26 protein-coding genes are annotated in these 25,364 nt (G+C 42.4%); 15 read left to right on the forward strand and 11 right to left on the reverse strand.

Annotated elements, in window-relative coordinates; genetic code table 11:
• Positions 1-16 precede the first annotated feature (16 nt).
• On the reverse strand, positions 17-1,441 hold the full coding sequence (locus tag NSQ70_RS02230; protein WP_256689009.1) for a PLP-dependent aminotransferase family protein: 1,425 nt from the start codon (positions 1,439-1,441) through the stop codon (positions 17-19).
• A gap of 108 nt (positions 1,442-1,549) precedes the next feature.
• Between NSQ70_RS02230 and gabT the strand changes: the two genes are divergently transcribed.
• The 3 genes from gabT to NSQ70_RS02245 are packed head-to-tail and all read left to right on the forward strand — an operon-like array spanning position 1,550 to position 5,645.
• Positions 1,550-2,866, forward strand: a complete 1,317-nt coding sequence (gene gabT / locus NSQ70_RS02235) for a 4-aminobutyrate--2-oxoglutarate transaminase (RefSeq protein WP_024720201.1) — start codon at positions 1,550-1,552, stop codon at positions 2,864-2,866.
• A 21-nt stretch (positions 2,867-2,887) separates the two neighbouring features.
• Positions 2,888-4,276: an APC family permease gene (locus NSQ70_RS02240; protein WP_024720202.1), complete on the forward strand. Its 1,389-nt coding sequence runs from the start codon at positions 2,888-2,890 to the stop codon at positions 4,274-4,276.
• Positions 4,251-5,645 (forward strand): NAD-dependent succinate-semialdehyde dehydrogenase, encoded by a 1,395-nt coding sequence (locus NSQ70_RS02245; protein ID WP_342502416.1) that lies wholly within the window; start codon positions 4,251-4,253, stop codon positions 5,643-5,645. Before NSQ70_RS02240 ends, NSQ70_RS02245 begins: the two co-directional genes overlap by 26 nt.
• 45 nt (positions 5,646-5,690) lie before the next feature.
• Here the strand turns inward: NSQ70_RS02245 and NSQ70_RS02250 are convergent, their stop codons facing one another.
• The 3 genes from NSQ70_RS02250 to NSQ70_RS02260 form a co-directional block, all read right to left on the reverse strand.
• Complete coding sequence (locus NSQ70_RS02250; protein ID WP_216896144.1) at positions 5,691-6,287, reverse strand: NAD(P)H-dependent oxidoreductase; 597 nt, start codon at positions 6,285-6,287, stop codon at positions 5,691-5,693.
• A 130-nt stretch (positions 6,288-6,417) separates the two neighbouring features.
• Positions 6,418-7,032 carry a DUF1775 domain-containing protein gene (locus NSQ70_RS02255; protein ID WP_024720205.1) on the reverse strand — a complete coding sequence of 205 codons (615 nt, stop codon included), beginning with the start codon at positions 7,030-7,032 and terminating at the stop codon, positions 6,418-6,420.
• A gap of 16 nt (positions 7,033-7,048) precedes the next feature.
• Positions 7,049-8,683, reverse strand: a complete 1,635-nt coding sequence (locus NSQ70_RS02260; protein ID WP_274660793.1) for a copper resistance protein CopC — start codon at positions 8,681-8,683, stop codon at positions 7,049-7,051.
• 503 nt (positions 8,684-9,186) lie between these two features.
• Here NSQ70_RS02260 and NSQ70_RS02265 point away from each other — a divergent pair.
• The 4 genes from NSQ70_RS02265 to NSQ70_RS02280 all read left to right on the forward strand — a co-directional run bounded on the left by NSQ70_RS02265 (position 9,187) and on the right by NSQ70_RS02280 (position 14,201).
• Positions 9,187-10,629: a PTS mannitol transporter subunit IICB gene (locus NSQ70_RS02265; protein ID WP_041091126.1), complete on the forward strand. Its 1,443-nt coding sequence runs from the start codon at positions 9,187-9,189 to the stop codon at positions 10,627-10,629.
• Positions 10,630-10,724: 95 nt separating this feature from the next.
• Positions 10,725-11,159 (forward strand): PTS sugar transporter subunit IIA, encoded by a 435-nt coding sequence (locus NSQ70_RS02270; protein WP_019743148.1) that lies wholly within the window; start codon positions 10,725-10,727, stop codon positions 11,157-11,159.
• A 1-nt stretch (position 11,160) separates the two neighbouring features.
• On the forward strand, positions 11,161-12,282 hold the full coding sequence (locus tag NSQ70_RS02275) for a mannitol-1-phosphate 5-dehydrogenase (protein WP_217967541.1): 1,122 nt from the start codon (positions 11,161-11,163) through the stop codon (positions 12,280-12,282).
• A 170-nt stretch (positions 12,283-12,452) separates the two neighbouring features.
• A complete protein-coding gene (locus NSQ70_RS02280) occupies positions 12,453-14,201 on the forward strand; it encodes a methyl-accepting chemotaxis protein (RefSeq protein WP_017366624.1) in 1,749 nt (582 codons plus the stop codon).
• A gap of 45 nt (positions 14,202-14,246) precedes the next feature.
• Here the strand turns inward: NSQ70_RS02280 and NSQ70_RS02285 are convergent, their stop codons facing one another.
• Genes NSQ70_RS02285 through NSQ70_RS02295 form a run of 3 tightly spaced genes read right to left on the reverse strand, consistent with a single transcriptional unit; the run spans position 14,247 to position 16,525 of the window.
• The gene (locus NSQ70_RS02285; protein ID WP_327862155.1) at positions 14,247-15,113 is read right to left on the reverse strand and encodes an RnfABCDGE type electron transport complex subunit D; all 867 of its coding nucleotides are present in this window, start codon (positions 15,111-15,113) and stop codon (positions 14,247-14,249) included.
• On the reverse strand, positions 15,071-16,048 hold the full coding sequence (locus NSQ70_RS02290) for an FAD:protein FMN transferase (protein ID WP_327862156.1): 978 nt from the start codon (positions 16,046-16,048) through the stop codon (positions 15,071-15,073). Before NSQ70_RS02290 ends, NSQ70_RS02285 begins: the two co-directional genes overlap by 43 nt.
• A 15-nt stretch (positions 16,049-16,063) precedes the next feature.
• The gene (locus NSQ70_RS02295) at positions 16,064-16,525 is read right to left on the reverse strand and encodes an FMN-binding protein (protein WP_327872033.1); all 462 of its coding nucleotides are present in this window, start codon (positions 16,523-16,525) and stop codon (positions 16,064-16,066) included.
• 350 nt (positions 16,526-16,875) lie between these two features.
• Here NSQ70_RS02295 and NSQ70_RS02300 point away from each other — a divergent pair, with 350 nt between their 5' ends.
• Entirely contained in the window at positions 16,876-17,268 is a 393-nt protein-coding gene (locus NSQ70_RS02300) for a RidA family protein (protein WP_144679590.1), read from the forward strand.
• 44 nt (positions 17,269-17,312) lie between these two features.
• On the opposite strand, the gene NSQ70_RS02305 is transcribed toward NSQ70_RS02300, so the two are convergent.
• From NSQ70_RS02305 to NSQ70_RS02315, 3 genes are read right to left on the reverse strand one after another with little or no spacing between them, the layout of a single operon-like run.
• Positions 17,313-17,555 (reverse strand): DUF2651 family protein, encoded by a 243-nt coding sequence (locus NSQ70_RS02305; protein WP_017358500.1) that lies wholly within the window; start codon positions 17,553-17,555, stop codon positions 17,313-17,315.
• 31 nt (positions 17,556-17,586) lie between these two features.
• Positions 17,587-17,880, reverse strand: a complete 294-nt coding sequence (locus tag NSQ70_RS02310) for a DUF5316 family protein (RefSeq protein WP_017358499.1) — start codon at positions 17,878-17,880, stop codon at positions 17,587-17,589.
• 25 nt (positions 17,881-17,905) lie between these two features.
• Complete coding sequence (locus NSQ70_RS02315; RefSeq protein WP_058336799.1) at positions 17,906-18,283, reverse strand: VOC family protein; 378 nt, start codon at positions 18,281-18,283, stop codon at positions 17,906-17,908.
• Positions 18,284-18,468: 185 nt separating this feature from the next.
• Here NSQ70_RS02315 and NSQ70_RS02320 point away from each other — a divergent pair, with 185 nt between their 5' ends.
• Positions 18,469-18,735, forward strand: coding sequence for an excalibur calcium-binding domain-containing protein (locus tag NSQ70_RS02320; protein ID WP_080964896.1), 267 nt, complete (start codon positions 18,469-18,471; stop codon positions 18,733-18,735).
• A gap of 127 nt (positions 18,736-18,862) precedes the next feature.
• Positions 18,863-19,618: a Cof-type HAD-IIB family hydrolase gene (locus NSQ70_RS02325; RefSeq protein WP_008347194.1), complete on the forward strand. Its 756-nt coding sequence runs from the start codon at positions 18,863-18,865 to the stop codon at positions 19,616-19,618.
• A gap of 86 nt (positions 19,619-19,704) precedes the next feature.
• Here NSQ70_RS02325 and NSQ70_RS02330 read toward each other — a convergent pair whose 3' ends face one another.
• Positions 19,705-20,199 carry a hypothetical protein gene (locus tag NSQ70_RS02330; RefSeq protein WP_041091136.1) on the reverse strand — a complete coding sequence of 165 codons (495 nt, stop codon included), beginning with the start codon at positions 20,197-20,199 and terminating at the stop codon, positions 19,705-19,707.
• A 69-nt stretch (positions 20,200-20,268) separates the two neighbouring features.
• On the opposite strand from NSQ70_RS02330, the gene NSQ70_RS02335 reads away from it, so the two are divergent.
• From NSQ70_RS02335 to NSQ70_RS02355, 5 genes are all read left to right on the forward strand, one after another.
• Positions 20,269-20,574, forward strand: coding sequence for a hypothetical protein (locus NSQ70_RS02335; RefSeq protein ID WP_024720216.1), 306 nt, complete (start codon positions 20,269-20,271; stop codon positions 20,572-20,574).
• Positions 20,575-20,820: 246 nt separating this feature from the next.
• Positions 20,821-21,954, forward strand: a complete 1,134-nt coding sequence (locus NSQ70_RS02340; protein WP_138278114.1) for a Rap family tetratricopeptide repeat protein — start codon at positions 20,821-20,823, stop codon at positions 21,952-21,954.
• Between the two features lie 595 nt (positions 21,955-22,549).
• Positions 22,550-23,308: a 5-oxoprolinase subunit PxpA gene (locus NSQ70_RS02345; RefSeq protein ID WP_159145418.1), complete on the forward strand. Its 759-nt coding sequence runs from the start codon at positions 22,550-22,552 to the stop codon at positions 23,306-23,308.
• Positions 23,309-23,332: 24 nt separating this feature from the next.
• Complete coding sequence (locus NSQ70_RS02350; RefSeq protein WP_007498097.1) at positions 23,333-24,550, forward strand: NRAMP family divalent metal transporter; 1,218 nt, start codon at positions 23,333-23,335, stop codon at positions 24,548-24,550.
• Positions 24,551-24,554: 4 nt separating this feature from the next.
• On the forward strand, positions 24,555-25,346 hold the full coding sequence (locus NSQ70_RS02355) for a putative hydro-lyase (protein ID WP_039166168.1): 792 nt from the start codon (positions 24,555-24,557) through the stop codon (positions 25,344-25,346).
• Positions 25,347-25,364: the final 18 nt, after the last annotated feature.

Below are 25,364 nucleotides of genomic sequence, written 5' to 3' on the forward strand. Positions count from 1 at the left end.
ATCTACATGAGCTGTTTTATTTCCCATAAATCGAGTCATACAGGCGTTTCACCGCTGGCTTAATATCCTCTGGCCGCATATGCGAGAAACCGAGGACGAGCGGGACAAAGCCTTCTTTGTGACCAGGCACATGCTCATCAAGGGTAAAACGGTCCATCCCATACATTTTCAGCTTTCGGTCTTTGGCGCGTTGTAAAATCTCATGCTGCGTCCGATCTGAGCGGAATTCTGCGATAAAATGCAGCCCTGCATTTTCCCCGATAATTCGTACGTTGTCACGAAAGACAGTGTCAAGCTCTCCAATAAGCTGTTTTCGTTTTTCCTCATATAGCCCATTCATTCTTTTAATATGCCGCTGATAGGCGCCATCTTTTATAAAATAAAGAAGAGTGTATTGTGTAAAAAGATTGGCCGTTTGAATAAAAAAGTGCTGTTCTTCCTTATAGCGTCTTAATAAATGCTGCGGCAGCACCATGTAGCTGATCCTCAAGCCGGGAAGCAATGATTTCGAAAAGGTCCCCATATAAATGACTTTGTCATAGCGGTCAAGGCTCTGCAGTGCCGGTATGCTGTCTGTGCCATACTTAAATTCACTGTCATAATCGTCCTCAATGATATAGCGGTCTGGCTGATCAGCCGCCCAGTTTAACAGCTGTATCCGCCGGGAAATCGGCATGATCACCCCTGTTGGGAACTGATGAGAAGGCGTAATGATCAACACATTTGGCTCTTTCTTCTGAATATCGCTCATCCGCACCCCTTTTCGATCAATGCCAATCGTTTCAATCCGGTGATGATTGTTTTTCAGCATTTGATACAGTCTGCGATAGCCGGGGTTTTCTAATCCATATATTTGATCAGCTGGAAGGATGCTAGATAATGAATGAATGAGTGACTGTGTACCCGCACTTAAAATGAGCTGTTCAGGGTAGCATTTGACCCCTCGTGCAAGTCCAATCAGCCGGGCAATCGTTTCCCGTAGCTCATAGACGCCTTGTGGGTGCGGCAGCTCACCAAAGGCTTCTTGGTGGAGATGAATCGCTTTTTGCTCACTTTTCAGCCAGCTTTTAAAAGGAAAATTGGCTGTATCAACAGAAATATGTGAAAAGGAATACCAGTCATCTCGCTCAATCGAATTCTCTTTTAAATCAGCTGGAAGGGAAGAGGGTTTCAGTTGACCTGATTCATGAAATGTTTCCAGTGATTCCACAAAAAAGCCTTTCCGTTCAACTGAATATAAATATCCCTCGGCAAGCAGCTGCTGATAGGCGCCATTCACTGAATTGACGCTGACGTTTAAAGTATCTGCTAACTCTCGTTTAGATGGTAATTGATCGTGTGGTTGCAGGTTGCGGTTTAAAATTTCCTCTTTAATTTTCGTGTAAATTTGATGATAAATAAACCCGTTTTCCCCTGTTTGATCTAGTTGAATTGTCAGCATCTCGTCATTCCATCCTCTCTGGTACCATGAAAAAAATGATATTGGTACTTTCTATCATACCAAAAAATATTCAGAATAATAAAAAAGACATAAAGGGGATGGATGACAATGAGTCAAACGACAACAAACCGTTTTTCAACAGAGGAATGGCAGGGGAAAAGAGATCAATACGTCGCAAGAGGCGTAAGTAATGGCAACCGTCATCTTGCAGCGAAAGGAAAGGGAGCCGAGCTTTTCGATATTGATGGCAATCGTTTTATCGATTTTGCAGGCGCCATCGGTACATTAAATGTAGGACACTCCCATCCAAAGGTTGTGGAAGCAGTCAAAGCACAGGCAGATAGCCTGATTCACCCAGGATTTAATGTCATGATGTACGAATCCTATATCGAATTGGCAGAAAAACTATGCCACCTCACACCAGGCGACCACGACAAAAAAGCCATTTTCTTAAATTCAGGTGCCGAAGCAGTTGAAAACGCAGTGAAAATTGCCCGTAAATATACGAAAAGACAAGCGGTTGTCTCTTTTACAAGAGGGTTCCACGGAAGAACGAATATGACGATGAGCATGACAAGCAAGGTCAAGCCTTATAAATTTGGATTCGGCCCATTTGCGTCAGAGGTGTATCAAGCGCCGTATCCTTATTACTATCAAAAACCTGAAGGATTAAGCGATGCAGCCTACGACGAATACATCATTGATCAGTTCAATCAATTCTTTGTCGCAACCGTTGCACCAGAAACGGTCGCTTGTGTGGTGATGGAGCCAGTCCAAGGGGAGGGCGGATTCATTGTACCATCGAAGCGTTTTGTCCAGCACGTCGCTTCATTCTGCCAGCAGCATGGCATCGTATTCGTGGCAGATGAAATCCAAACAGGATTCGCAAGAACAGGGAAATACTTTGCGATTGAACACTACGATGTGGTGCCAGACTTAATCACTGTGTCAAAATCACTTGCAGCTGGCCTGCCGCTGAGCGGTGTTGTTGGCAGAAAAGAATTACTTGATGCAGCGGACCCAGGGGAGCTAGGGGGGACGTATGCTGGCAGTCCATTAGGCTGTGTGGCGGCTTTGGCTGTACTTGATATTATTGAAACAGAACAACTGAATGAACGATCTGAACACATTGGACAAGTCATTGAGGACAAAGCGAATGAGTGGAGAAGTAAGTATTCATTCATCGGGGAAGTCCGGCGATTAGGGGCAATGGCGGCCATTGAAATTGTGGAAGATCAAAAAACGCGTACACCAGATAAGAAGACAGCCGCAGCGATTGCAGCCTATGCAAACAAGCACGGACTACTCTTATTAACGGCAGGGATCAATGGGAATATTATTCGCTTTTTAACACCACTTGTCATCACAGATGAGCTGCTGCAAGAAGGACTAGGGATTATCGAAGACGCCTTCACAGCACGCTAAACAACAAAGGGGGATGGTTGTATGCAAAAACAACAAATGGCTAAAACCATGTCGCAGTCAGACGTACTGTTTTTATCCATTGGTGCAATGCTTGGCTGGGGCTGGGTTGTACTTTCGGGAGATTGGATTTTAACAGCTGGATTTTTAGGAAGTGTGATTGCCTTTGTCATAGGGGGCATTCTCGTCATCTTTATTGGACTAACGTATGCAGAGCTTTCCTCTGCGATTCCAGAAACAGGCGGAGGACTCGTCTTTGTCCAGCGGGCATTTGGGATCAAATCAGCGTTTGTCTCCGCATGGGGCGTATTGTTCGGTTATGTGTCCGTGATTACGTTTGAAGCTGTCGCACTTCCGACAGTCATTGACTATGTCATTCCAACACAGCATGTTGGTTTCCTATGGAATATAGGAGGATGGGATGTTTACTTTACATGGGTATTGATTGGATCTGGCGGTGCGCTGTTTTTAACAGCTCTCAACTACATTGGCGCAAAGCCTGCTGCTATTTTTCAATCGGTGTTCACAGTGGCCATTATCCTGACAGGTTTTCTTCTATTAGGCGGAGCTACATTTAATGGAGATTTTGCAAACCTTGAGCCGATGTTTCAAGGCGGGATTGGCGGTCTGATGGCTGTGTTAGTGATGATTCCCTTTTTATTCGTTGGGTTTGATGTCATCCCGCAGGTAGCGGCGGAGATTAACGCACCGAAGAAAATCATCGGGAGAATTTTGATTATCTCCATTGTGAGTGCGGTTGTATTTTATCTGCTCATTGTCTTTGGAGTAGCGGCAGGGTTGTCAAAAGGTCAGCTTGAGGCTTCATCACTAGCAACAGCAGATGCCATGGTACAGCTTCTTGGTCATCAGGCGTTTGGGACTGTGCTTGTCATTGGTGGTGTAGCAGGCATTGTGACGAGCTGGAATGCATTTATCATTGGTGCAAGCCGTATCCTCTACGCAATGGCGGAAAGAGGCATGATTTCCAAATGGTTTGCGTATATTCATCCGAAGTATAAAACTCCGACAAATGCCATTTTGTTCTTAGGTGCATTGGCCTTTTTTGCACCATTACTAGGCCGACCTGCCCTCGTGTGGATTGTCAATGCAGGGGGTGTGGGCATCATCGTTGGGTATTTGATTGTGTCCATTGCCTTTATGAGACTTCGCAAGACAGAACCTGAGCTTGAGCGTCCATACCGCATTAAATATTGGCGGACGACCGGCGTTTTAGCCATTGGACTTAGTTTCCTTTTTCTTTCATTTTATTTTCCAGGGATGCCGGCTTCCTTATCATGGCCAGCTGAATGGATTTTGCTTTTAGGTTGGGCACTCATTGGGTATATACTATATGTAATGAATCCAAGAACGAAGGAGAAGGTAGAGCATGACAAACGAACTCAAAGTGTATAATCCTGCAACCGGAGAAGAAATTGCCTCAGTTGCTCAGCATACAAAAGAACAGATTGAAGATGCGATCACTCGCTCACACAAAGCATTCAAAACATGGGCAAAAACGTCAGCCCATGAACGTGCAAATATCATTCGCAAGTGGTTTGATCTCATGATCGAGCATAAAGAAAGACTTGCAAAAATCATCACAGAAGAAAACGGGAAGCCGTATCAAGAAGCATTAGGGGAAATCGTCTATGCCGCTGGATATATTGAATGGTACGCAGAGGAAGCAAAGCGGATTTACGGCAGAACGATCCCATCTCATACGACAAACAAACGCCTATTTGTCACAAAACAGCCAGTCGGTCCTGTTGCCGCCATTACACCATGGAATTTCCCTGCGGCGATGATTACAAGGAAGGCGGCACCAGCGCTTGCGGCGGGCTGTACGTTTATCGTGAAACCTGCTGAAGACACGCCGCTTACGGCCATTGAGCTTGTGAAATTAGGCCATGAAGCCGGAATTCCAGAGGATGCCTTGCAATGGGTGATTGGAGATGGAAAAGAAGTGGGGGAAATCTTCACAGATAGTCCATTGATCCGCAAGATCACGTTTACTGGCTCAACACCAGTTGGAAAACATCTCATCAAAAACAGTGCGATCACGGTGAAACACGTTTCTATGGAACTTGGCGGTCATGCCCCGCTGATCGTCGATAAGGACGCCAACCTTGAATTGGCTGTGAAACAAGCAGTGGCATCTAAATTCCGTAATGCAGGCCAGACGTGTGTTTGTGCCAATCGCTTAATCGTCCATGAAGAAATTCATGAAGCATTTGCGCAAAGCTTCAGCAAAGAAGTGGAAAAGCTGAAAGTAGGAAATGGCTTTGAAGAAGGCACGTCCATCGGACCGATTATCAATAAGCGAGGCTTCGATAAAATTGTCGACCAAATTCAAGATGCCGTGGATAAAGGGGCGAAAGTTCTTGTCGGCGGCGATACACATTTTGACGAGGAGAAGTCGTATTATTTTGTTCAGCCGACGGTGCTAACTCATGTCGACCCTTCAATGAACATTATGCATGAAGAGACGTTTGGTCCAGTTGCACCAATTACGACATTTAGCACATTAGATGAAGCCATTGAATTAGCGAACGATACACCTTTTGGACTTGCGGCTTATTTCTTTACAGAGAATTACCGCAATGGTCTCTATATATCTGAGAATCTAGATTACGGGATTATTGGCTGGAATGACGGGGGACCATCCGCTGTGCAGGCACCTTTCGGCGGTATGAAAGAGAGCGGTATTGGCCGTGAAGGCGGCATCGAAGGCATCGAACCTTATTTAGAAACGAAGTATGTGTCAATTGGTTTAGACGAATAACATGTGAAAAAGACTGTCCGAGAAGCCTCGGCAGTCTTTTTTATGTTAAACAGCCGGTGGGAAAAGTTGATCCACCGTTTCTTTTGTTTCTTTGAGAATCTCGTGGATGTCGTCTGCAGATGCTTGTTCCATGCTGCTGAACAAGAGCCGTTCGACTGGCTCAACGCCGATCAGATCGAAGGCGGCTGTATCTGTCGTCATCTGATGGCTGGGGGTGATGATCATATTTGAATCAAGAAAGGTCCTCGGTGCATCATGCGTATTAATAATGACCCCTTTTTTGTCTCGAAGCAGATTTTTCACCACTCCGTTTTCATTGATCTCATACGCAAACCCCTCTGAAAAAACGCGCTCCACATAACCCTTTAGCATCGCCGGCAAGCCTGTCCACCATATTGGAAAGATAAATGTGAGGACATCGGCTTGCTGAATCAGCTTCTGCTCTCTTTGAACCGGTACCGGCACATGCCCATTTTTCATGGCAGCCTTTTCTGCTGTTGTCAGCTCTGGCGGAAAGCCAATGGCATACACATCACGAACTGTCACATCATGACCATTGTTCAAAAGAGTGCTTACAACAAGATCTAATAGGGTTTGATTTAAGCTTTGCTGGGGATGAGCAAATATGATTAGATGGTTCATCTCATAGCCTCCTAGGTGGTCATGTGTCTCATTATGGCATGCACGAGTATCCTATTCAATCCTATATTGGAAATGATAGGTTGGGAAAATAAAAAGCGACCGCTTGAAAAAACGATCGCTCATGTAAGGTTTATTTCTTTCTAAAAGCAAGACCAAGTGCAATCAATGCCACAACTAAGGCTGCAATGGACAGACCAAGAACAAGTGGTGAAGAAGAAGCAGAGGCTGTTTCAGATGCCTTTTCTTCTTTTGGTTTTTCTTGCCCATGTGAATCCGTTACGGTATTAGACGCAACAATATTTGTGATTGAATGAGGCTTATCAGCGTCCTTGTCGCCAGTCCATTCAACTACTGTTCCATCCTTATAATATTGATACGCATCCCATGCCGCTTCGCCGGCTTTTTCAGGGTTTTTTGCGACAAACACGAATTGCTGGAACTGCCCAGCAAGGACACCATCGCCAGTTGCTTCCCAAGTGACTCTTGTGACTTTTCCGTTTTTCTCTTCAGTTGTTGTTTTCCAGCCAGGCACTGGCTCGTATTGCTGGAATTCTACGCCTTTAGGCATCGTGATGACAACCTTTGTTGTCGGACTGTCGCTTTCAGAAGGTACTTTTAACGTATAGGTTTCCCAAGCATTAGTTGCAGATGTATCAGGTTTGACTGTCACGTGTGCACTCACAGGAATCGCCAGTAAAAATGAAGCGAGAAGCATTGGTAATAAAGCTTTAATGTATTTTTTCATATCATATAAACTCCTTTTAGTTTCTTCTAATGAATGTCGTATCGATGTTGTCAAAAGAACCAGTTAACGCATGAATGTTAATTTTCCAAGTGCCTTTTTCATTTAGTAAGAGGTTTTCAGCCGAGAAGTGCCCATTCTTTAATCGTTTCAGCTGAAACTCGTTAGGCGTTTCATCACCGAACAAGGAGACTTTGTGGATCTTAGCTGTCACAGATTGAATGTCTGTGATCGTTTGTCCATCCTTCTTCGTAAATGCCACCTCGAACGTGTTTTTACCAGGAGCATTCGGGGTAATGCTCAAAGACACAAGGTCACGATGCTCCACCTGATTGGCTGCAAAGAATGGCTCTGGTGCAGGCGGCGGAGGACTTGGGATATTGGTGAATACGGCTGTTAATAGTAAAATAGCGATCCCAATGATCCACTCTGCTCGTAAAGATACGTTTCGTTTCTGCTTCTTTTCCCATCTCAGCATCAAATAATGGACGAGCCCAAGGAGACCCATGATGATAAATAAACCAAGTTTGATTAAGAAGGTGCGTCCATAAGCTGATTGGAAAAGGGCATCAAATGATTGCAGAATAAAAATCGCATTCACAAACCCAGAAAACACAATCAGTCCAACCGAGAGCAGTGCCCACGGATGAAAAGCTGTCAGGGTGCTGCGTATGAGCGGCTGATCTTCATTCGGCAGTTTCTTCATCAAAAGAAGGACAATAGCTGTTAAGCCGCCGACCCAAATGGATGCAGAAACGAGATGAATGAAGTCAAGTGACGTTGTCAGTATTTTATTATCTGTTGCGGCTGGATGACCGATTTGTGCTTTCAGCCAAAGGAGCACGATGAAAATGAGCAGTGGAAACAGCCATACCCGGAAGGAAGTGAAGTTTCCTTTTTTCATCGCCACAATCGTCCAGATCGTCAGTAGAACAAATGCCGCCATTAGCATCATCCACAGACTCCCGCCCGAAGTCGACGCAATGGTTTCTTGTAAAAGCGATGGTTGAAATGCCCCTAAAAAGGACACGTCTGCCGCTGATTTAGTTTGAATCGGCAGCTGGAACAAGAGTGCTCCGCCCATCATGATCAATGAAACAGTTAAGAGTCGCTTCATTCGCCGGGCTAAAACGTCGGTTATGGCCGCTTTAAACCATAGAAGCCCAAATAAAATGGTTCCAAGAAATAAGCTAAATGACGTATACAGAAAGGCTTTGTCAATGGTTGAAGCCATATCGATGGATTCACTCGACTGTCCTTGATCTAATTGATCAAATCCTCCATCCGCTTTTCCGATACTAAAAGGAATCATGCCAGACACAGAGTGTCCATCGGCTGATACCGCATTCCATTGAATGGTGTAAATGCCTTTAGGTAAATTCTTTTTTAAAGCTGCTTCCATGATCTTTTGCTCTTTGATGACCGTATCTCCTTGATCTACACGATCCCCTTTTGCATTGAACACCTTAATGGCATGAAATCCACTTTCGATTCCTTCACTAAAGGTGATCGAGACTGCAGGAGGCTGCTGATCCAGCTCTTCATTTGCCACTGGATTTGAGCTCACCACATATGCATGAGCAAATGCCTCTTTTGGCATGAAGAAGGAGAACATGAAGATGAGCAGCAAAAGCCACTTACTATATTTCAACAATGTGAATAACCGCCTTTCTACCTATGAAAATGTCTCATGTATCAGAAAGAAAGCGGCAGTAAACTGTGAGTCACAGAAAAACCGCTCTTTCTATTGTACCGCCCACTCTAAAAGGTAAACGAAACAAATAGCAAGATGGTTCACTTTTTCTGTGTCATGTCTTGTCTGCGCAGACGTTTCTTGAATGTTTGATCAATATAAGCCTATTCGATTTAAGTAGAGGAAACAAGAAGTGACCATTTGAAAGTTGTGAAATTCCAATGAATTTTCGAGAAAATGCCGGCTGATTCACCTTTTCAGCCACTATCTTCTATGATCTGAAAGAGAATTCACATCATTTTTCAATTTTGTCACACACTAAGTGACAAAGTGACATTTAGTTTCAATTGAAGGGAAAGTGAAAGCGTTTTACGATAGGTATAAGGGCTTCACTGACTCTTGTTCTTATATCTTTTGACCTATAAAGCCCGAAATAAAGGGAGAGAAGAAAGGGGTTTTCACAGATGCAGGAAAAAAGCGGATTCCGTGTGAAAGTACAGCGCTTTGGAAGCTATTTAAGCGGCATGATTATGCCGAATATTGGTGCATTTATTGCATGGGGACTGATTACAGCTTTGTTCATTCCAAGTGGTTATCTTCCGAATGAGCAATTAGCTACACTCGTTGGACCGATGATTAACTACTTACTGCCGCTCTTAATTGGTTACACAGGCGGTAAACTCGTCTATGACCATCGAGGCGGAGTGCTCGGTGCTACGGCTACGATTGGGGTCATTGTTGGCTCAGACATTCCAATGTTTTTAGGTGCCATGATCATGGGGCCGCTGGGCGGTTATCTTATTAAGAAAATCGACCAGCTGTTCAAAGACCGAATCAGATCAGGTTTTGAAATGCTTGTGAATAACTTTACGGCAGGTATCCTAGGTGCCATTCTTGTTGCCATTGCATTCTATGCTATCGGCCCAGTGGTACTAGGTCTGAATAAAGCCCTTGCGGCAGGTGTAGATATCATTGTCAATGCTCATTTACTGCCACTAGCAAGTATCTTCATTGAACCTGCAAAAGTATTATTCTTAAACAACGCGATTAACCAAGGTATTTTAGGTCCATTAGGGGTCGAGCAAGCAGCGAAGACAGGGCAATCTGTTCTGTTCTTGCTTGAAACAAACCCAGGTCCAGGCTTAGGTGTTCTTCTTGCGTACATGTTCTTTGGAAGAGGAAATGCGAAACAGTCTGCACCAGGTGCCATTGTCATTCAGTTTTTAGGAGGAATCCATGAAATTTACTTCCCGTACATCTTAATGAAACCAAAACTCATTTTGGCTGTCATTGCAGGGGGAGCAAGTGGTGTCCTGACGTTCACATTATTAAATGCAGGATTAAAAGCAGTGCCGTCACCAGGAAGTATTATTGCGCTTATGCTGATGTCTCCAAAAGGCGGTCACCTTGCCGTTTTAGCAGGTGTTGTCGTAGCAGCTATCGTATCGTTCCTTGTCGCATCGGTCATTTTGAAAGCATCTAAAGAAGTTGACGAAGATTTAACAGCAGCAACAGAAAAGATGCAGGACATGAAAGGCAAGAAAAGTGCAGCAGCCGCTGCTCTTACGGCACAAAAAGAAGACGCTCAAGCAAACGAGCAAGCAGCATCTCCAAGTGATGTCAATCCAGATGACGTGAACAAAATCATCTTTGCCTGCGATGCGGGGATGGGTTCAAGTGCAATGGGTGCGTCCATTCTGAAAAACAAAGTGAAAAAGGCAGAGCTTGATATCGATGTGACAAACACTTCTATCAGCAACATCCCAGACGATGCGGATGTGGTCTTTACTCATAAAGATTTAACAGACAGAGCCAAGGCAAAGCTGCCAGGCGCTGTGCATATCTCAGTGGATAATTTCTTAAACAGCCCGAAATATGATGAGCTGATTGAGAAATTGAAAAAATAACATGACGAAACGGGTTGAGTCCAATTTTTCCTAATTGAACTCCCCGTTTTGGTTGTTTTCCTGATTTTTATTCTAAAAAAGGTGTGTGATCATGTATGAAACAAGTACTTTCTAAAGACAATATTTTTCTAAACGAACAAGCAGGTTCTAAAGAAGAGGCCATCAAAAAAGCAGGCGAAGTCCTCGTAGCAAACGGCTATGTCACAAGTGATTATGTCGACAAAATGTTTGAAAGAGAAGAGATCTCTTCTACATTTATGGGGAACGGCATTGCAATCCCTCATGGAACAGAGGATGCGAAAGCGGCTGTCCTTCATTCAGGGATTTCGATTATCCAAATTCCAGATGGTGTTGAATATGGTGAAGGAAATGTGGCGAAAGTCGTCTTTGGGATCGCTGGGAAAAACAACGAGCATCTTGATATTCTGTCTCAAATTGCGATTGTCTGTTCAGAAGAAGAAAATGTAGAACGGATCATTCATGCAAAGGATCAGGATGAACTGATCGCCATCTTTAACGAGGTGAACTAATATGAAGGCACTTCATTTTGGAGCAGGGAATATCGGCAGAGGGTTTATCGGATCTTTGTTAAAGACATCAGGCTTTGAGCTTGTCTTTACCGATGTGAATGAAGCGGTCATCAATGAGCTGAATGAAAGAGGGGAATACACGGTTGAACTCGCAGCACCAGGGCAGAAGCAAGAAGTAGTCGGGCCCGTATCAGCGATCAATTCTTCGCAAAATCCAGCAGCATTAACAGAGGCCGTTGCCACAGCCAATTTGATTACAACAGCGGTTGGACCAGCCGTATTGAAGATCATTGCCTCATCAATTGCTGAAGGATTAAAACAAAAAAAGCCTGACCATATCATCAACATCGTGGCATGTGAAAATATGATTGGGGGAAGTGCTCATTTAAAAGAAGCGGTGTTCTCTCATTTAACAGCAGATGAGCAAGCAGCGATATCACAAACCGTTGGCTTTCCAAACGCTGCGGTTGACCGCATTGTTCCGATTCAGCACCATGAGGACATTCTCAAAGTGTCAGTTGAACCATTTTTCGAGTGGGTCATTGATGAGACGGGCTTTATTGGAGATGTTCCGCAAATTGACGGAGCGACCTTTGTCCAAGATTTGACGCCGTATATTGAACGAAAGCTTTTCACCGTTAATACAGGACATGCACTAGCGGCTTATGTCGGGTATCAGCAAGGCGTAAGAACCATTAAAGAAGCTGTTGATACACCAGACATTCGTCAAGTTGTCGAAGGTGCCCTTCATGAAACGGGCAGTTATTTAATTGACGCGTATGGCTTCCGAAAAGAAGAACATGATGCGTATATTCAAAAAATCATCAAGCGATTTGAAAATGCGTTTATTTCCGATGAAGTGACTCGTGTCGCACGCTCTCCTCTTAGAAAGCTGGGAGCAGATGACCGTTTAATCGGTCCAGCGAAAAAGATCAAGCAGCCAGTGTACTTAATCAAAGGGATCGCTGCTGCTTTGGCTTACGACTTTGCAGAAGACGAAGAAGCGGTTCGCTTGCAGGCATTAAGGAAAGAAAAAGGAATTGAAGGTGTGCTTCAAGAGGTATGTGGACTCAAACCTGAAGACGATCTCTATCAAGCCATCCTCAAAGAAACCGAGCGATAATCAAAAAATCCCTTTCTAACGTGAAAAGAAGACAAAGGGCTAAAATCAAGTTCATTTTAGCCCTTTGTCAACAATCTGAGATCCCTTTCTAACGTGAAAGGGATTTTTTCTATGACTTTTTTAATACTTTCCCCTGCATGACGATATATGTAGTAAGGGGGAATTAGAACATGAAAAAGAAAGCGTTTGCTTCAAGAAGTGTCTTTTTTCAATTGATGTCAGCCATTATCGTTATTACAATTTTAACAGGCGGACTTGTAGGAACAACGGGGTATTTTTTAGCGAAAAATGTCTTAATTGATGCAGGGAAAGCAGATTTAAAACACATCGTAAATGGAGCGATGGCCACTCTTGAACAATTGAACGACCGTGTGGAGAACAAAGAACTGACGCTTGAACAGGCGCAGGAACAAGCCCGTATTTACTTGAGCGGGCCTAAAAATGACAACGGCAAAGGGTATCAATTTCAAAAATCAGATTTTATCTATAAAAATAAAGGCTACCTTGTCGCATATGGAGCCGATTATTCATCACAGGTTCATCCGGTTAACGACATCGGTGTCATCCCAGATAACACGACAAATCGTCAAAAAATGGTCGCTGGCGCTACAGCAAAAGGCGAGGATGCACACTATATCACCTATATGGATAAAGACGATGCCACGGGGGAAGAAAAGCAAAAACTCGCTTATATGAACCAGTTTACACCGTGGAATTGGAGTATAGGAATCGCCGTATTTCAGGATGAATTTTATAAAGAACTAGAGCAGATGAAGCTCTATATTATTCTCATTACAGCAGGTGTCGCTCTTTTAAGTATGGGTGTCTTTTATTTGGCAGCCCGAGGAAAAGTGAGACTGCTCAAGCAAGTTACGGCTGCTTCAAAAGAAATTGCGGCGGGCAATATTGAACGCACCAGCTTAAAAGAAACCTCGGATGAAATTGGGCAGCTGGCAAAAGGTTTTAATCATATGTCAGGAGAGCTTAGAGCACTTGTGAGCGGTTTGCAGGAAACGAGCAGCCAGCTCGTCGAATCTGCGACAGATCTATCCGCCATCTCTGAAGAAACATCCGCCAGCAGTGAAGAAATTGGCCGAGCGATTGGAGATATCTCAACTGGGACACTTCATCAGGCATCAGACCTTGAGGTAGCCAATCAACAAATGACTCAGTTCAATCAATCCATTGAAAACGTCAAAGAACAAAGCGACCAGATCAAACGAATTTCAGACCAGTCGAACCAATCTTCCCAGCAGGGTCAGCAAATTGTCCAGCAATTAAAACAATCAAATGAGCAATCCATTCAGGCATCTCAAGGCATTCGATCAGGGATTGAGCAGTTAAGTACAAAAGTACAAGATATTTCTCAAATCACAGATACCATTGAAAGCATTTCAAATGAAACGAACTTACTGGCCCTGAATGCGAGCATTGAAGCAGCTCGTGCAGGAGAGCATGGTAAAGGATTCTCGGTTGTGGCGAGTGAAGTGCGGAATTTAGCTGAACAGACAAAGCAATCAGCCGTTCAAATCCAGCAGATGATTCAAGGCATTAAAGAAGAAACGACGGCTACAGCTGGTATGATGTCCAAAACAATGGATCGTTTTGCCGAGCTTGATGAAGCGGTTCACGCAACAGAACAAGAATTCAATTCCATCTCTACATCGATTTCACAAACCATCGTTGAAACAAATGCGATGGCAAAAGAGCTGAACACATTACTGGAACAAAATGACCTCATCACAAAAGCGATGCATGGTGCAGCCCATATTTCTCAAGAAAATGCCGCAGCGATTGAAGAAATCACTGCATCTACAGACGAACAAGTCACCGCCATCTCCAATGTGGCGAAGGCAGCAGAAAGGCTCAATGAGCTAAGCATGCGATTGAATCAAGATATTGCACGTTATCGTTTATAATGTATGGTCAAACGGACGTCGAGAAGTCGATGTCCGTTTTTTTATTTAGACGATTTTCGTCCGTATTACCCGTCGCTTTTGATTTGTTTGGTACGTTCGATAGGCTTTCCAGGCATTGGCACATAAAAGCCCTGTGAGTAAGTAAGATAAGCTGTTAAATAAATAGAAGTCCACACACGAAACGACAGCACAGATGATACCAAAGATGATTTGATCACGATTCTTTGCTGGTGAAGTAGGTGGATCAGTCAACATAAAGAACGCAAGAAACAAGACAGCATTTAAGTAGGGTGTAATAAAAGCAGATGAAGCATCCGTTAAGCCAATGAATCCCAATATGAGGTGGATCAGGCCGTATGCTGCTAGAAAGGCGAAAACTTGCGGGAATTTTTGTACGCGGCTTGTCACCAAATAACCGCCGATCACCACAAGGAATAGGGTCCACCAAGGTAGAAGAGACATACCGCCCCACCAGCTTTGATTGGAAGAAAATAAAATGACTGAGAGCCATAAACCAAACGCAGCTGGATTCAAAATTGGTTTCTTTTGATAAGTGATGACATGCTTAGATAAAATGGCTGCTGCGGCTGTGAAAACAGAAACAGCAAAAGAAGTAGCTGGACTTAGAACAATGCCAATAATCAGCCCTGTGAGCAGAGCTCCATCAGGGAATGTGTGTTTATTGTTTTTCCAAATCACTCTTGAGATGAAAGAGTCAAGAATTAGTGCTGTCCCGATGCTGGTAGCAACTGTAGCGAGACCACTAAGAAAACCAGCGTGCAGACTCCCGGCGGCTAAAAGGACCAAAAGAATGGTGGTGACATACCGTTTTGGTGTCCGAATGTAGGCTTTTAGTGAGGGGGATGGTTTCAAAAATGTTTGGTTTGTGATAGGTGCTGGTTGTGATTCCATGAGTGAACCTCCTTCATCTCCGGTGTTACGATCATATCAGCGGTATGATCTACCATCACGGCAGGTATTTCATGTTCGGCTAAAAAAGAATAACCCTCTTCTCGACCTAATAAAAAAGCAGCTGTAGAGAGACTATCTGCGAGCATACCGAGTGGTGCAATGACGGTACAGCTTAACAAACTTTGTTCAGACTGTTTCGTTTGAGGGTGTATCAAATGGTGCGTATGAGGATCATAACGACTGATCCGTTCATAGCTTCCAGATGTACAAATCGCACAATTTGTGGTTTGAATGACCGAGATGTTGGTCTGTTTGTGAATGGGATGCCGAATCCCAATTGTCCACTCTTCTTGTTGTTCGTTAAATCCAGATACCAACACATCCCCGCCAGCATTCATCATAAAGCCTTCCCATGCTTCAAGCTCTTTTGCGGCAAGATCGCACGCAAATCCCTTTGCAATAGAACCGAAATCCAAAATCAGCGGTTTGTTCAAATAAATCGTCCGATTCTTCTCGTTTAACTGGACGTCACGATAATGAACGGCTGCATGTGGAACGTCATGTGATGAAAAAGTTTGTCCTGTCGTATATAAACGATCGAATCCTTTTTGTTCCATGATTTTTCCGATGGTTGGATCATACTTGCCATTTGTTAACTCGGCTAACTCTAGCGCATAGGCTGTTAAATCGAAAAGCATTTCACTGACTAATACCTCTTGCTTTGAACGATTGGCTAATTTCATGACTTCGGAATCAGAGCGGAAACGGCTAAAACGATGCTCGATATCGTAAAAAATGGAAAAGGCACGGTTGATGTCCTCTAAAACAGCCCGTCGATCTTCTTCATAGGCAACCACTTGAATATTGATAACAGTTCCCATAGCCAGCATGGATTTTTGAAAAGTAATGAGTTTTTGTTGTCCTAACCATTTCATCATGGTGTCTCCTCTCTATGCCTTTGCCTGCTCTAAAGCCTGAGCAACAGCTGTTTCAAAATCCTGTGTACTTAATGTTGCACCGCTCACCGTATCTACATCAGCACTTTGTCTGATGACCACTTCATTGGGGAATGAGGAAATGGAGCTTTGTCCGTATCTAGTGTTATCACTCGTAATCTCGACAGAAGTGATATTTCCTTGTTTGATGGTAACAGATACACTAATAGAGCCAATCTCATTTGATCCAGTACCAGAGAAAGTACCATCCTTGAGTTCAGTTTCTGAAGTGGTATCTTCTGTTTGAGTGGCGGTAGTATCTGATGTGAGAGATGTATGATTAGAAGCGTCTGTTTGTGTATTTGATTGTGCTGTCTGAACGGCTAGCGCATGATGGGTAGTTGCATAACCAGTGATGTATAAGCTGCTGATAGCTGCGGTGCAAAGACTAATCATTTTCTTATTTATTTTTGCCATGATGTATCCTACCTCCTATTACGATCTACTATATAGAAGAAATTTGAACAAACCATGAACAAGAAAAGAACGATTTTAGATAATAGGCAATAAGAATCAAGATATTGCACGTTATCGTTTATCATTTATTTTTGACTGTGGTTCATTTATCAGGTAGGATGAAATGAATCTAAACCTTGCTCACGCAATCAAAAAGGAGTGTTTCGTCCATGAAAAAGAAAATATTGATGTTCTTACCTTGTGGCTACGGATACTCCACTGCTGTTTTCTTTTAGGATAGACAAAAATTGGTGAAGTCTGTCTACAGGAAGAAAAACACGCAGAAAAATCATAGTGAGTGAGGGATTTACATGGAGAAAATTACGAGAAAAAATCCAGAAAGTATGCCGAAACCCGTTGGCAACTACAGTCATATCACAAGGGTGCCAAAGGGTGCGGGGTTATTTGTGACATCAGGTCAAGTAGGGACAGGAGCGGATGGACAGATCCCATCAAGCTTAAACGACCAAGTCACCAATACGTTTGAAAATATAAAGAGAATCCTTGCATCAGAAGGGTTGAATGAAGAACACGTCATCAAAGTCAATATTTGGGCAACAGAAAAAATTGATTGGGATCATCTATATCCACAGTGGGATGCAATCTTCAAAACGGCATATCCATCAATGACCGTTGCCTATGTGACTGCATTAGGGTGGCCAGAGCTGAAAATCGAAATAGAGCTATGGTGTGCCGATATTTAATCAAAAAAAGAACAGTGCAAACTGTTCTTTTTTTTGATGAGTATTTATGAAACAGCTTTGAATCGCTTTGTAATGAATGCACCGAGAAATGCACAGACTGTGTAAATGATGACCCAAATGAGAAAAGATTCATTTCCACCAATAGAGGTGAACATCAGAATCACACTCGCAACCAGCACAATCAATGTAGGAAACCAAATGTTCTTTAAAAACAATGTGCCGAAAATACCAATCAGCACAGAGATCATAGGGAAACCAAATACAACGAATAAGACAAAAACAGCCATGTTAATTACTCCTTTGAACCAAATCAACTATTTACATAAAAACATACAACAGTGCTGCACCCATATGCGGAAGGGCAAAGATGATGAAAAGAAAAGCCGTATCAAGACGAAACATCCGGTGTTCTTTTGTTTCAGAGTGATAGGCCGCTCGTGCCTCTTCCCCGTTGGTCCATGCACCCATAAGAAATCCAGATGCAACGAACGCAATAATAGAGATTCCACCACTGACGAATCCAATCCATTCATGGTGCTGTAATATGAGCGCCGCACTGCAAATCAACAGCATGGAGCAAACACCAGCAAAAAAAGCATGTTTCTTTCTCATTATGCTTCACTCCTTCAGACAGCTATTAGGAGACCGCATCACATATTTCAATGAAATGTCCATCAGGATCAGACACATAACTGACCGTTTGTCCCCACGGCTTCTTGGCAGGTTCCTTGATGACAGGTACTCCTTTTTCCTTCAAGGATGCAATTGTTTCATTCACATCATCCACAACAAAGCCAATCTCAAACGTTTGTGACGAGCTAACTGCCTCTGGAACAGGCAGACCAAGTGACTCTTTCACATCTTGGCGTGAATTAATCGATAAGGTCACTTCTCCTGTATCAAACTCAACATAGGATTCAACTCTTAATTTAATCGGGAAACCGAGGATATGATGGTAGAACTGAATACTTGCTTCAACATCGTTTACATATAGAATGGTATATTTCATTTTCATGTGGAAAGCTCCTCTCTTCATATACGTGTCAAAACCGGAAAGGTTTCCCACTCATTTTACCACATAGGCAATAAGATTCATTTAATTCCAAAAAAAACAATATTCCTACCTCAATCGTCTTGAAAAACAAAATGTGGTGACATATGATAAAAATGTAAAATGAGAAAAAATAGGGGGGAACTTACATGTTGAAAAAAATCATGGTGGCTGTCATATCATTCGGTCTTTTACTTAGCTTTACACAAGTTGACACTCACACAGCGGATGCAAAGACAGTCAAGTACAAAAACTGCAAAGCACTCAACAAAGTGTATAAAGGCGGCGTGGCAAAAAGCAAAAATACGAAAAACAAAGGTGGAAAAACGAAGTACAAGCCTTATGTATCAAAAGCACTCTACTTAAAAAATAAACACCTTGACCGTGATAAAGACGGCATCGCATGTGAACGTTAAGAAGAAGAAAAAAGACCTGTCACAAGGTCTTTTTTCTTTGGGATCAAACTCGTCCCTTTGTGCCATCTTCATCTTTATATTAAAATAAAGATAGATTCAAAAAATGATACAAAGTGGGGTACTCAATTTGTCAACACAAGCTGATAAGAAAGACATCCGATTGATTGCCATTGATATGGATGGCACGCTGTTAAACAGTGAGCACGTCATTCCTGAGGAAAATAAACAAGCCATTAAAGAAGCAGAAGCCAAAGGGGTCCATGTGGTGATTAGTACAGGACGTACGCTGATGACATGCCGAGAGCTGGTCGAGCCGCTGAAACTCTCTTCTTATCTTGTCACAGCGAACGGAAGTGAAATTTGGGATTCAAACTTCCAGTTGATCGAACGGGAACTGCTGCATCCCGATCACGTTCAGATGATGTGGGATCTAAAAAACAGATACGAAACCGATTACTGGGCATCTACTGTGGATAAGGTGTGGAGAGGAGAATTCCCAGAACGCATTCATGACCACGAATGGTTGAAATTTGGTTTTGATATTCATGACGATGCTGTTCGTGAGGAAGTCCTCCATACATTGAAAACAAATGGACAGCTAGAAATCACGAATTCCAGTCCAACCAATATCGAAGTCAATGCAGCAGGCATTAACAAAGCGGCAGCTCTTGCAAAAGTAGCAGAACGCATTGGCTGCACAATGGACAACGTCATGTCACTTGGCGACAGTCTGAATGATATGGCGATGATTCAAGAAGCCGGATTAGGCATTGCAATGGGCAATGCACAAGAAGTTGTGAAAGAAGCCGCTGATTGGATTACAGCTCCTAATACAGAGCACGGGGTAGCAAAAGCCATCCAGCATTGGGTGCTGTCTAAATAAACGAGTAGAAAAACAGATTGTTGACAAAGGGCTAAAATGAACTTGATTTTAGCCCTTTGTCTTCTTTTACGTGATAGAAAACCTTATTAAAAACTTACAAAGAAACCAGGTAATACAGGGAATCTATCCCCAAAGGAATCTTCTGCACTTCCTGTTAGAAAAACCTTTCCGCCTTTGTTTTTATTAATATCTACAACACTTGAAAAACCAACCCCGGAAACGCCAAAGCCTCTAATAGGAACATCTCTTTTAAAACCACTTTTATATCTTAACTTTAATTTTCCATGAAAAACCCACGGACCTTTTGCGGCTGGCTTAACACTCCAATAAATATGCCTACGATCGCCAGTTACACTTAATGAAGCCGTTCCACCCGGTCCCCATTGTGTTGTGTTAGTGGAAACTTCCCCGGCTTTCTTTTGTAAAGCAAGTTCGCTTATTGAGGTGTTAGGCAATGTTTTTATAACAGAATCATATTTCCCACCAAAAACGACTTCTGACTCACTTGCTGAAACGGAACTCGAAAAAACAGTTAAAGCTAGAACAGAAACTAAAGCAAGGCTAATCATTTTTTTAACCACTATTTACACTTCCTTACAAATTATTTTTGAGTTATAATTCATAGAAAATCTAGGAGGTAATAAACAAAGATGATTAAACATGCGAATAAATTGAAGACTTTTCTAGACTTAATGGTAAACCCTGAAAAAACTGAAAATGCAATTCAAGACTTCCACACTTCCGGGGGGAAAATTATTTTCCGAGTTGATTATAAAAATGTCGATATTGCTTTAAAAATAGCCAGTTTACTTGGTGAAAACACATCAAATTATAGTATCCAGTTATTTAATTTCCCCGGCACTGATGATATAGATTTTATTCAATTTGCAATATCAGAAATTCATGAGCCCAAGCTGCTAAATTTTTTAGAGGAAATGCCCGAAAAGTGGTCATAGAGCTGCTCGTTTACCATCTAATTCCATTATATTTAATTACAAATGTACATATAAAAGGAATTCAAAACAAGGTGAGTTACCTTGAAATTCCCTTAATTTAGACAATTCCCCTTCAAGTTAACCATGATTCCACTTTTTTTCATATTCATATGTAGACATAAATTGCGGTTTGTTTTCGGTGTGGAATTATTCGGAAAATGATAATATATGTCATTATAGGGAATAGCAAGGAAGGGGTAGGGTCTTATGGAGATAGTTCTATCTTCTCATGTCGGTATGAAAATCAATGAATGGTATTATCATATTCAAAGATTTAACGTACCGGACGCTGAAGCATATAAAGAAGAAATAAAATCTTTGCTCGATGATATGGAAGAAAATCAAGATTTATTATTATATTTCTCACTCATGGAATTCCGACATAAAATAATGTTGGACTATTTGAATCCATTGGAAAATGGAAAAGAGCGTGCCAACATTAGAGAATTAGCAATGAAGATTAAAAAGGATCAAGAGAAATTAACAGGTTTACTTGATTTTTATTTTAACTTTTTTTACGGCATGTACGAATTTGAAAACTATGAATACCTCAACGCCATTACCTTCTATAAACGAGCAGAAAAAAAGCTATCTCTTGTAAGTGATGATATTGAACGTGCCGAATTTAATTACAAGATGGCTGAAATCTATTACCACATGAAACAAAACCACATGTCCATGCACCATATAGCACAGGCGATAGAATGTTACCGAGAAAAAGAAACCTACACAGTTAGAGAAATACAATGTTCTTTTGTCATTGGGTTAAACTATATAGATATGGGCTGCCCCGAAAAAGCCTCACCGCATTTTGAACACGCACTAGAAAAAGCTGCCGACAACTCAACAAAACGATTAGAAGGATCAGCGCTATATAATTTAGGATTAAGCTATTTTCACAACGACGAATTATCTGTTGCAATTAAATACTTTAACGATTCAATAAATTCATTCAAAGAAAGAGGATATGAACATTTAAACAAAATTCTCGATCCGCTAGTAATGTTGACGAAATCCTATTTTAAAAGTGGTCAAAGCGATCTAGGGTTATACGCTTTAAACAATGGCATTGAACTAGCTGGAAAATTAAAAGATGACATATTTGTGAATACGTTTATTTTATTGAAATCATTATATATAGAAAACAATGTAAACCGGATAAAAGAAGCAATGGAATACTTGGAGTCAAAGTCCTTTTTTGCGAATCTTGAAGATTTATCGAAAGATGCAGCGAAGCATTATAATAAAGCAGGAGATATAGAGCGAGCAAACGAATTTTATGAGAAGGTTCTTTATTTCCAACACCAAATTAAAAGGGGAGACTGTCTTTATGAAATTTAAGTCAGTAGTAACCATATTAATAATTGTAAGTGTGTTAGGTGCTTTTAGTTATGTTTCGTCAAACAATACCTACAATGAAGCCCAAAGAGGACATACATCAAGTATTGGTTATTTTGCCTAAATAAAAAAGCCCTATTCGGGGCTTTTTTATTTGAATATCTTTTTCATTAGCTTGCCGGTTGTTTTACCCGCAGCACGTCGCATGATACGTTTTCCGATAGTACCCTTTTGAACGGCATTGACGTCACCCAGGTATTTTGATGTCTTATAAAAGAATGATCTTATATTGTTTATGTTCATTTTACGCTCCTTTTACGTCTGTCAATTATTAAAAAACTCCCCCAATACTCCCCCAAATGAATGCTTTTGTCTGCATTTATTTCCAAACGTTTGTTCTTTTTTAATGTTCAAAAAGGTTGATAGAATAACCTTTTTGAGAATGAGACCGAAAGTATGCAAGAGACACAATCTCCTAGTTCTATTGTTATATTTTCTGACAATTTCATGTGCAGACTATTCAAAGTTGGTATAATCAATATAAATTCGAATATTCGGACTTTCTATTCCGCAATTCGGAACGACAAGGAGGGGTCCTATGTATCAAGTGGATATTAACTGTGATTTGGGAGAAAGTTTTGGTCAATACACCATCGGTTCAGATGAACAAATTCTTGAATATGTTACCTCAGCCAATATTGCATGCGGTTTTCATGCGGGAGATCCAACTGTGATGAGAAAGACGGTTAAAATGGCGCTGGATAAAGGGGTTCGAATTGGTGCACATCCAGGTCTGCAAGATTTAGTCGGTTTTGGCAGACGTCCAATCGCGATCTCAGCAGAGGAAGCCTATGATCTTGTGATCTATCAAATTGGTGCACTATCAGCCTTTCTAAAAGCAGAAGGCGGCATGATGCAGCACGTCAAACCACATGGCGCCCTTTACAACATGGCGGCTAAAAATACTGAATTATCTGAATCAATTGCGAAGGCTGTGTATGATATTGATCCTAACCTTGTGTTATTTGCGCTGTCAGGCAGTGAACTTGCGTCAGCAGGGGAAAGAATCGGTCTTCAAGTGGCACATGAAGTTTTTTCTGATCGCACGTATCAACCAGACGGGACACTGACATCCCGCCGTGAACCTCATGCACTCATTGAAGAGGATGAAAGGGCGGTTCAGCAGGTCATCCGTATGGTAAGAGAGGGAAAAGTGCGGACAATGCAAGGGGAAGATGTTCAGCTCAAAGCAGATACGGTGTGCATCCACGGGGATGGCAGTCACGCGCTTCAATTTGCAAAAACCATTACAGCGAAGCTAAAAGAAGCCACTATTCAGCTTAAGGCCTTTCGATAAATCGTCATCAAAGGGGGAAACAGCATGAAAAGAGAGAAAGCCAAACAGATGAAAGCTCCAAAAGGGAACCGTTCTATGCTGATGGGCGCAGCCTTTTTAATGGCAACGTCCGCCATTGGACCGGGATTTTTAACACAAACAACGGTGTTCACACAGCAGCTCGCAGCTAGCTTTGGGTTTGTCATCTTGATTTCCATTTTGCTAGACATTTTTGCGCAAACAAATGTATGGCGTATCATTGCCGTCTCGGAAAAAAGAGGACAGGACATTGCCAATATGGTTCTGCCGGGGCTCGGATATGTGTTAGCCTGTTTGATTGTCATTGGGGGTCTTGCCTTTAATATTGGAAATATCGCTGGTGCAGGTCTCGGTTTTCAGGTCATATTCGGCGTCGATCCCCGCATAGGGGCTGGGGTCAGTGCAGTCATTGCCATTCTCATTTTTGTCATCAAAGAGGCAGGAAAAGCGATGGACCGATTCACACAAATCGCTGGTTTTGTCATGATTGGTCTGATGCTGTATGTGGCTATTTCCACAGCACCGCCAGTTGGAGAAGCGGTCATGAGAACTTTCGTGCCAGAGAAAATTGACATGTTATCCATTGTCACACTTGTCGGCGGGACAGTTGGTGGCTATATCGTTTTTGCTGGTGGTCATCGTCTGCTGGATGCTGGCATTAAGGGGAAGGAAGCATTGCCGCAAGTGACGAAAAGTTCCATTTTCGGTATTTTGATCACATCCGTAATGCGTGTGGCTTTATTTTTAGCCGTTCTAGGAGTTGTCTCAAAAGGCTTACAGATTGATCCGTCGAACCCGCCTGCGTCTGTTTTTCAATTAGCATCTGGAAATGTTGGATATAAAATGTTCGGGATTATTATGTGGGCTGCTGCCATTACCTCAGTCATTGGAGCAGCATACACCTCCGTTTCCTTCTTTAAAACCTTCTCACCAAAAATCGAGAAAAATCAACGAGGCATTATCGTTGGATTCATTGCGCTCTCGACCATTTGTTTTATAACGATTGGAAGACCTGTGAACATATTGATTTTGGTTGGGGCCATCAATGCATTGATCTTGCCGCTTGCACTCGGAACATTGCTGATTGCTGCCTATAAAAAAGAAATTGTCGGTGATTATCGCCATCCATTCTTTTTGACCGCAACAGGTGCGTTTGTTGTTGTCATCATGGCAATCATGGGCGGATATACCATCATGAATGAAATTCCAAAACTATGGAGCTGATCACATGAAAGCATATCAAACCTATAAGCCGTCACAAATAAGGGAATTGATTCGTAAGCAGAAGATCACAGGACCAACGGCTGGCTTTGCTGAGGGATTTGCGCAAGCCAACTTAATGATCGTCAAAAAAGAGCTGGCCTTCGATTTTCTTTTATTTTGTCAACGGAATCCGGCTTCGTGCCCATTGCTTGATGTGCTCGACCCAGGTGATCCAGTGCCAAGGCGTTCAGCACCTGATGCGGATATTCGAACGGATTTCCCTAAATACCGTGTTTACAAAAAAGGGGTTCTTCAAGAAGAGGTAACAGATATTTCTTCCTACTGGGAGGATGATATGGTCGCCTTTCTCATCGGATGCAGCTTTACGTTTGAGCATGCACTCATGCTGAATGACATTCCTGTCCGCCATATTGAAAATGGACATAATGTCCCAATGTATCAAACGAACATTTCATGTGAAAGGGCAGGTGTATTCCATGGTCCGATGGTTGTCAGCATGAGGCCGATCCCAGCACATCAAGTCACAAGAAGTGTTCAGGTGACGTCTAGATTCCCATCGGTACATGGCGGTCCTATCCATATAGGTGATCCAGCTGTGATTGGCATTGAACATGTAGATCAACCAGACTTTGGAGAGCCATCTGTGATCAAAGAAGGGGAAGTTCCGGTGTTTTGGGCATGTGGTGTGACGCCGCAAGCCATCGTCATGCACACTAAGCCAGACATTGCGATCACCCATGCACCCGGTCATATGTTTATCACAGATGTAAGAGATCAAAAGCTCGGTGTCCTGTAGAAAGAGAGGTGTCATAAG

It is taken from the genome of Bacillus sp. FSL R5-0397, from assembly GCF_038593395.1.
GTDB lineage: Bacteria > Bacillota > Bacilli > Bacillales > Bacillaceae > Bacillus > Bacillus altitudinis.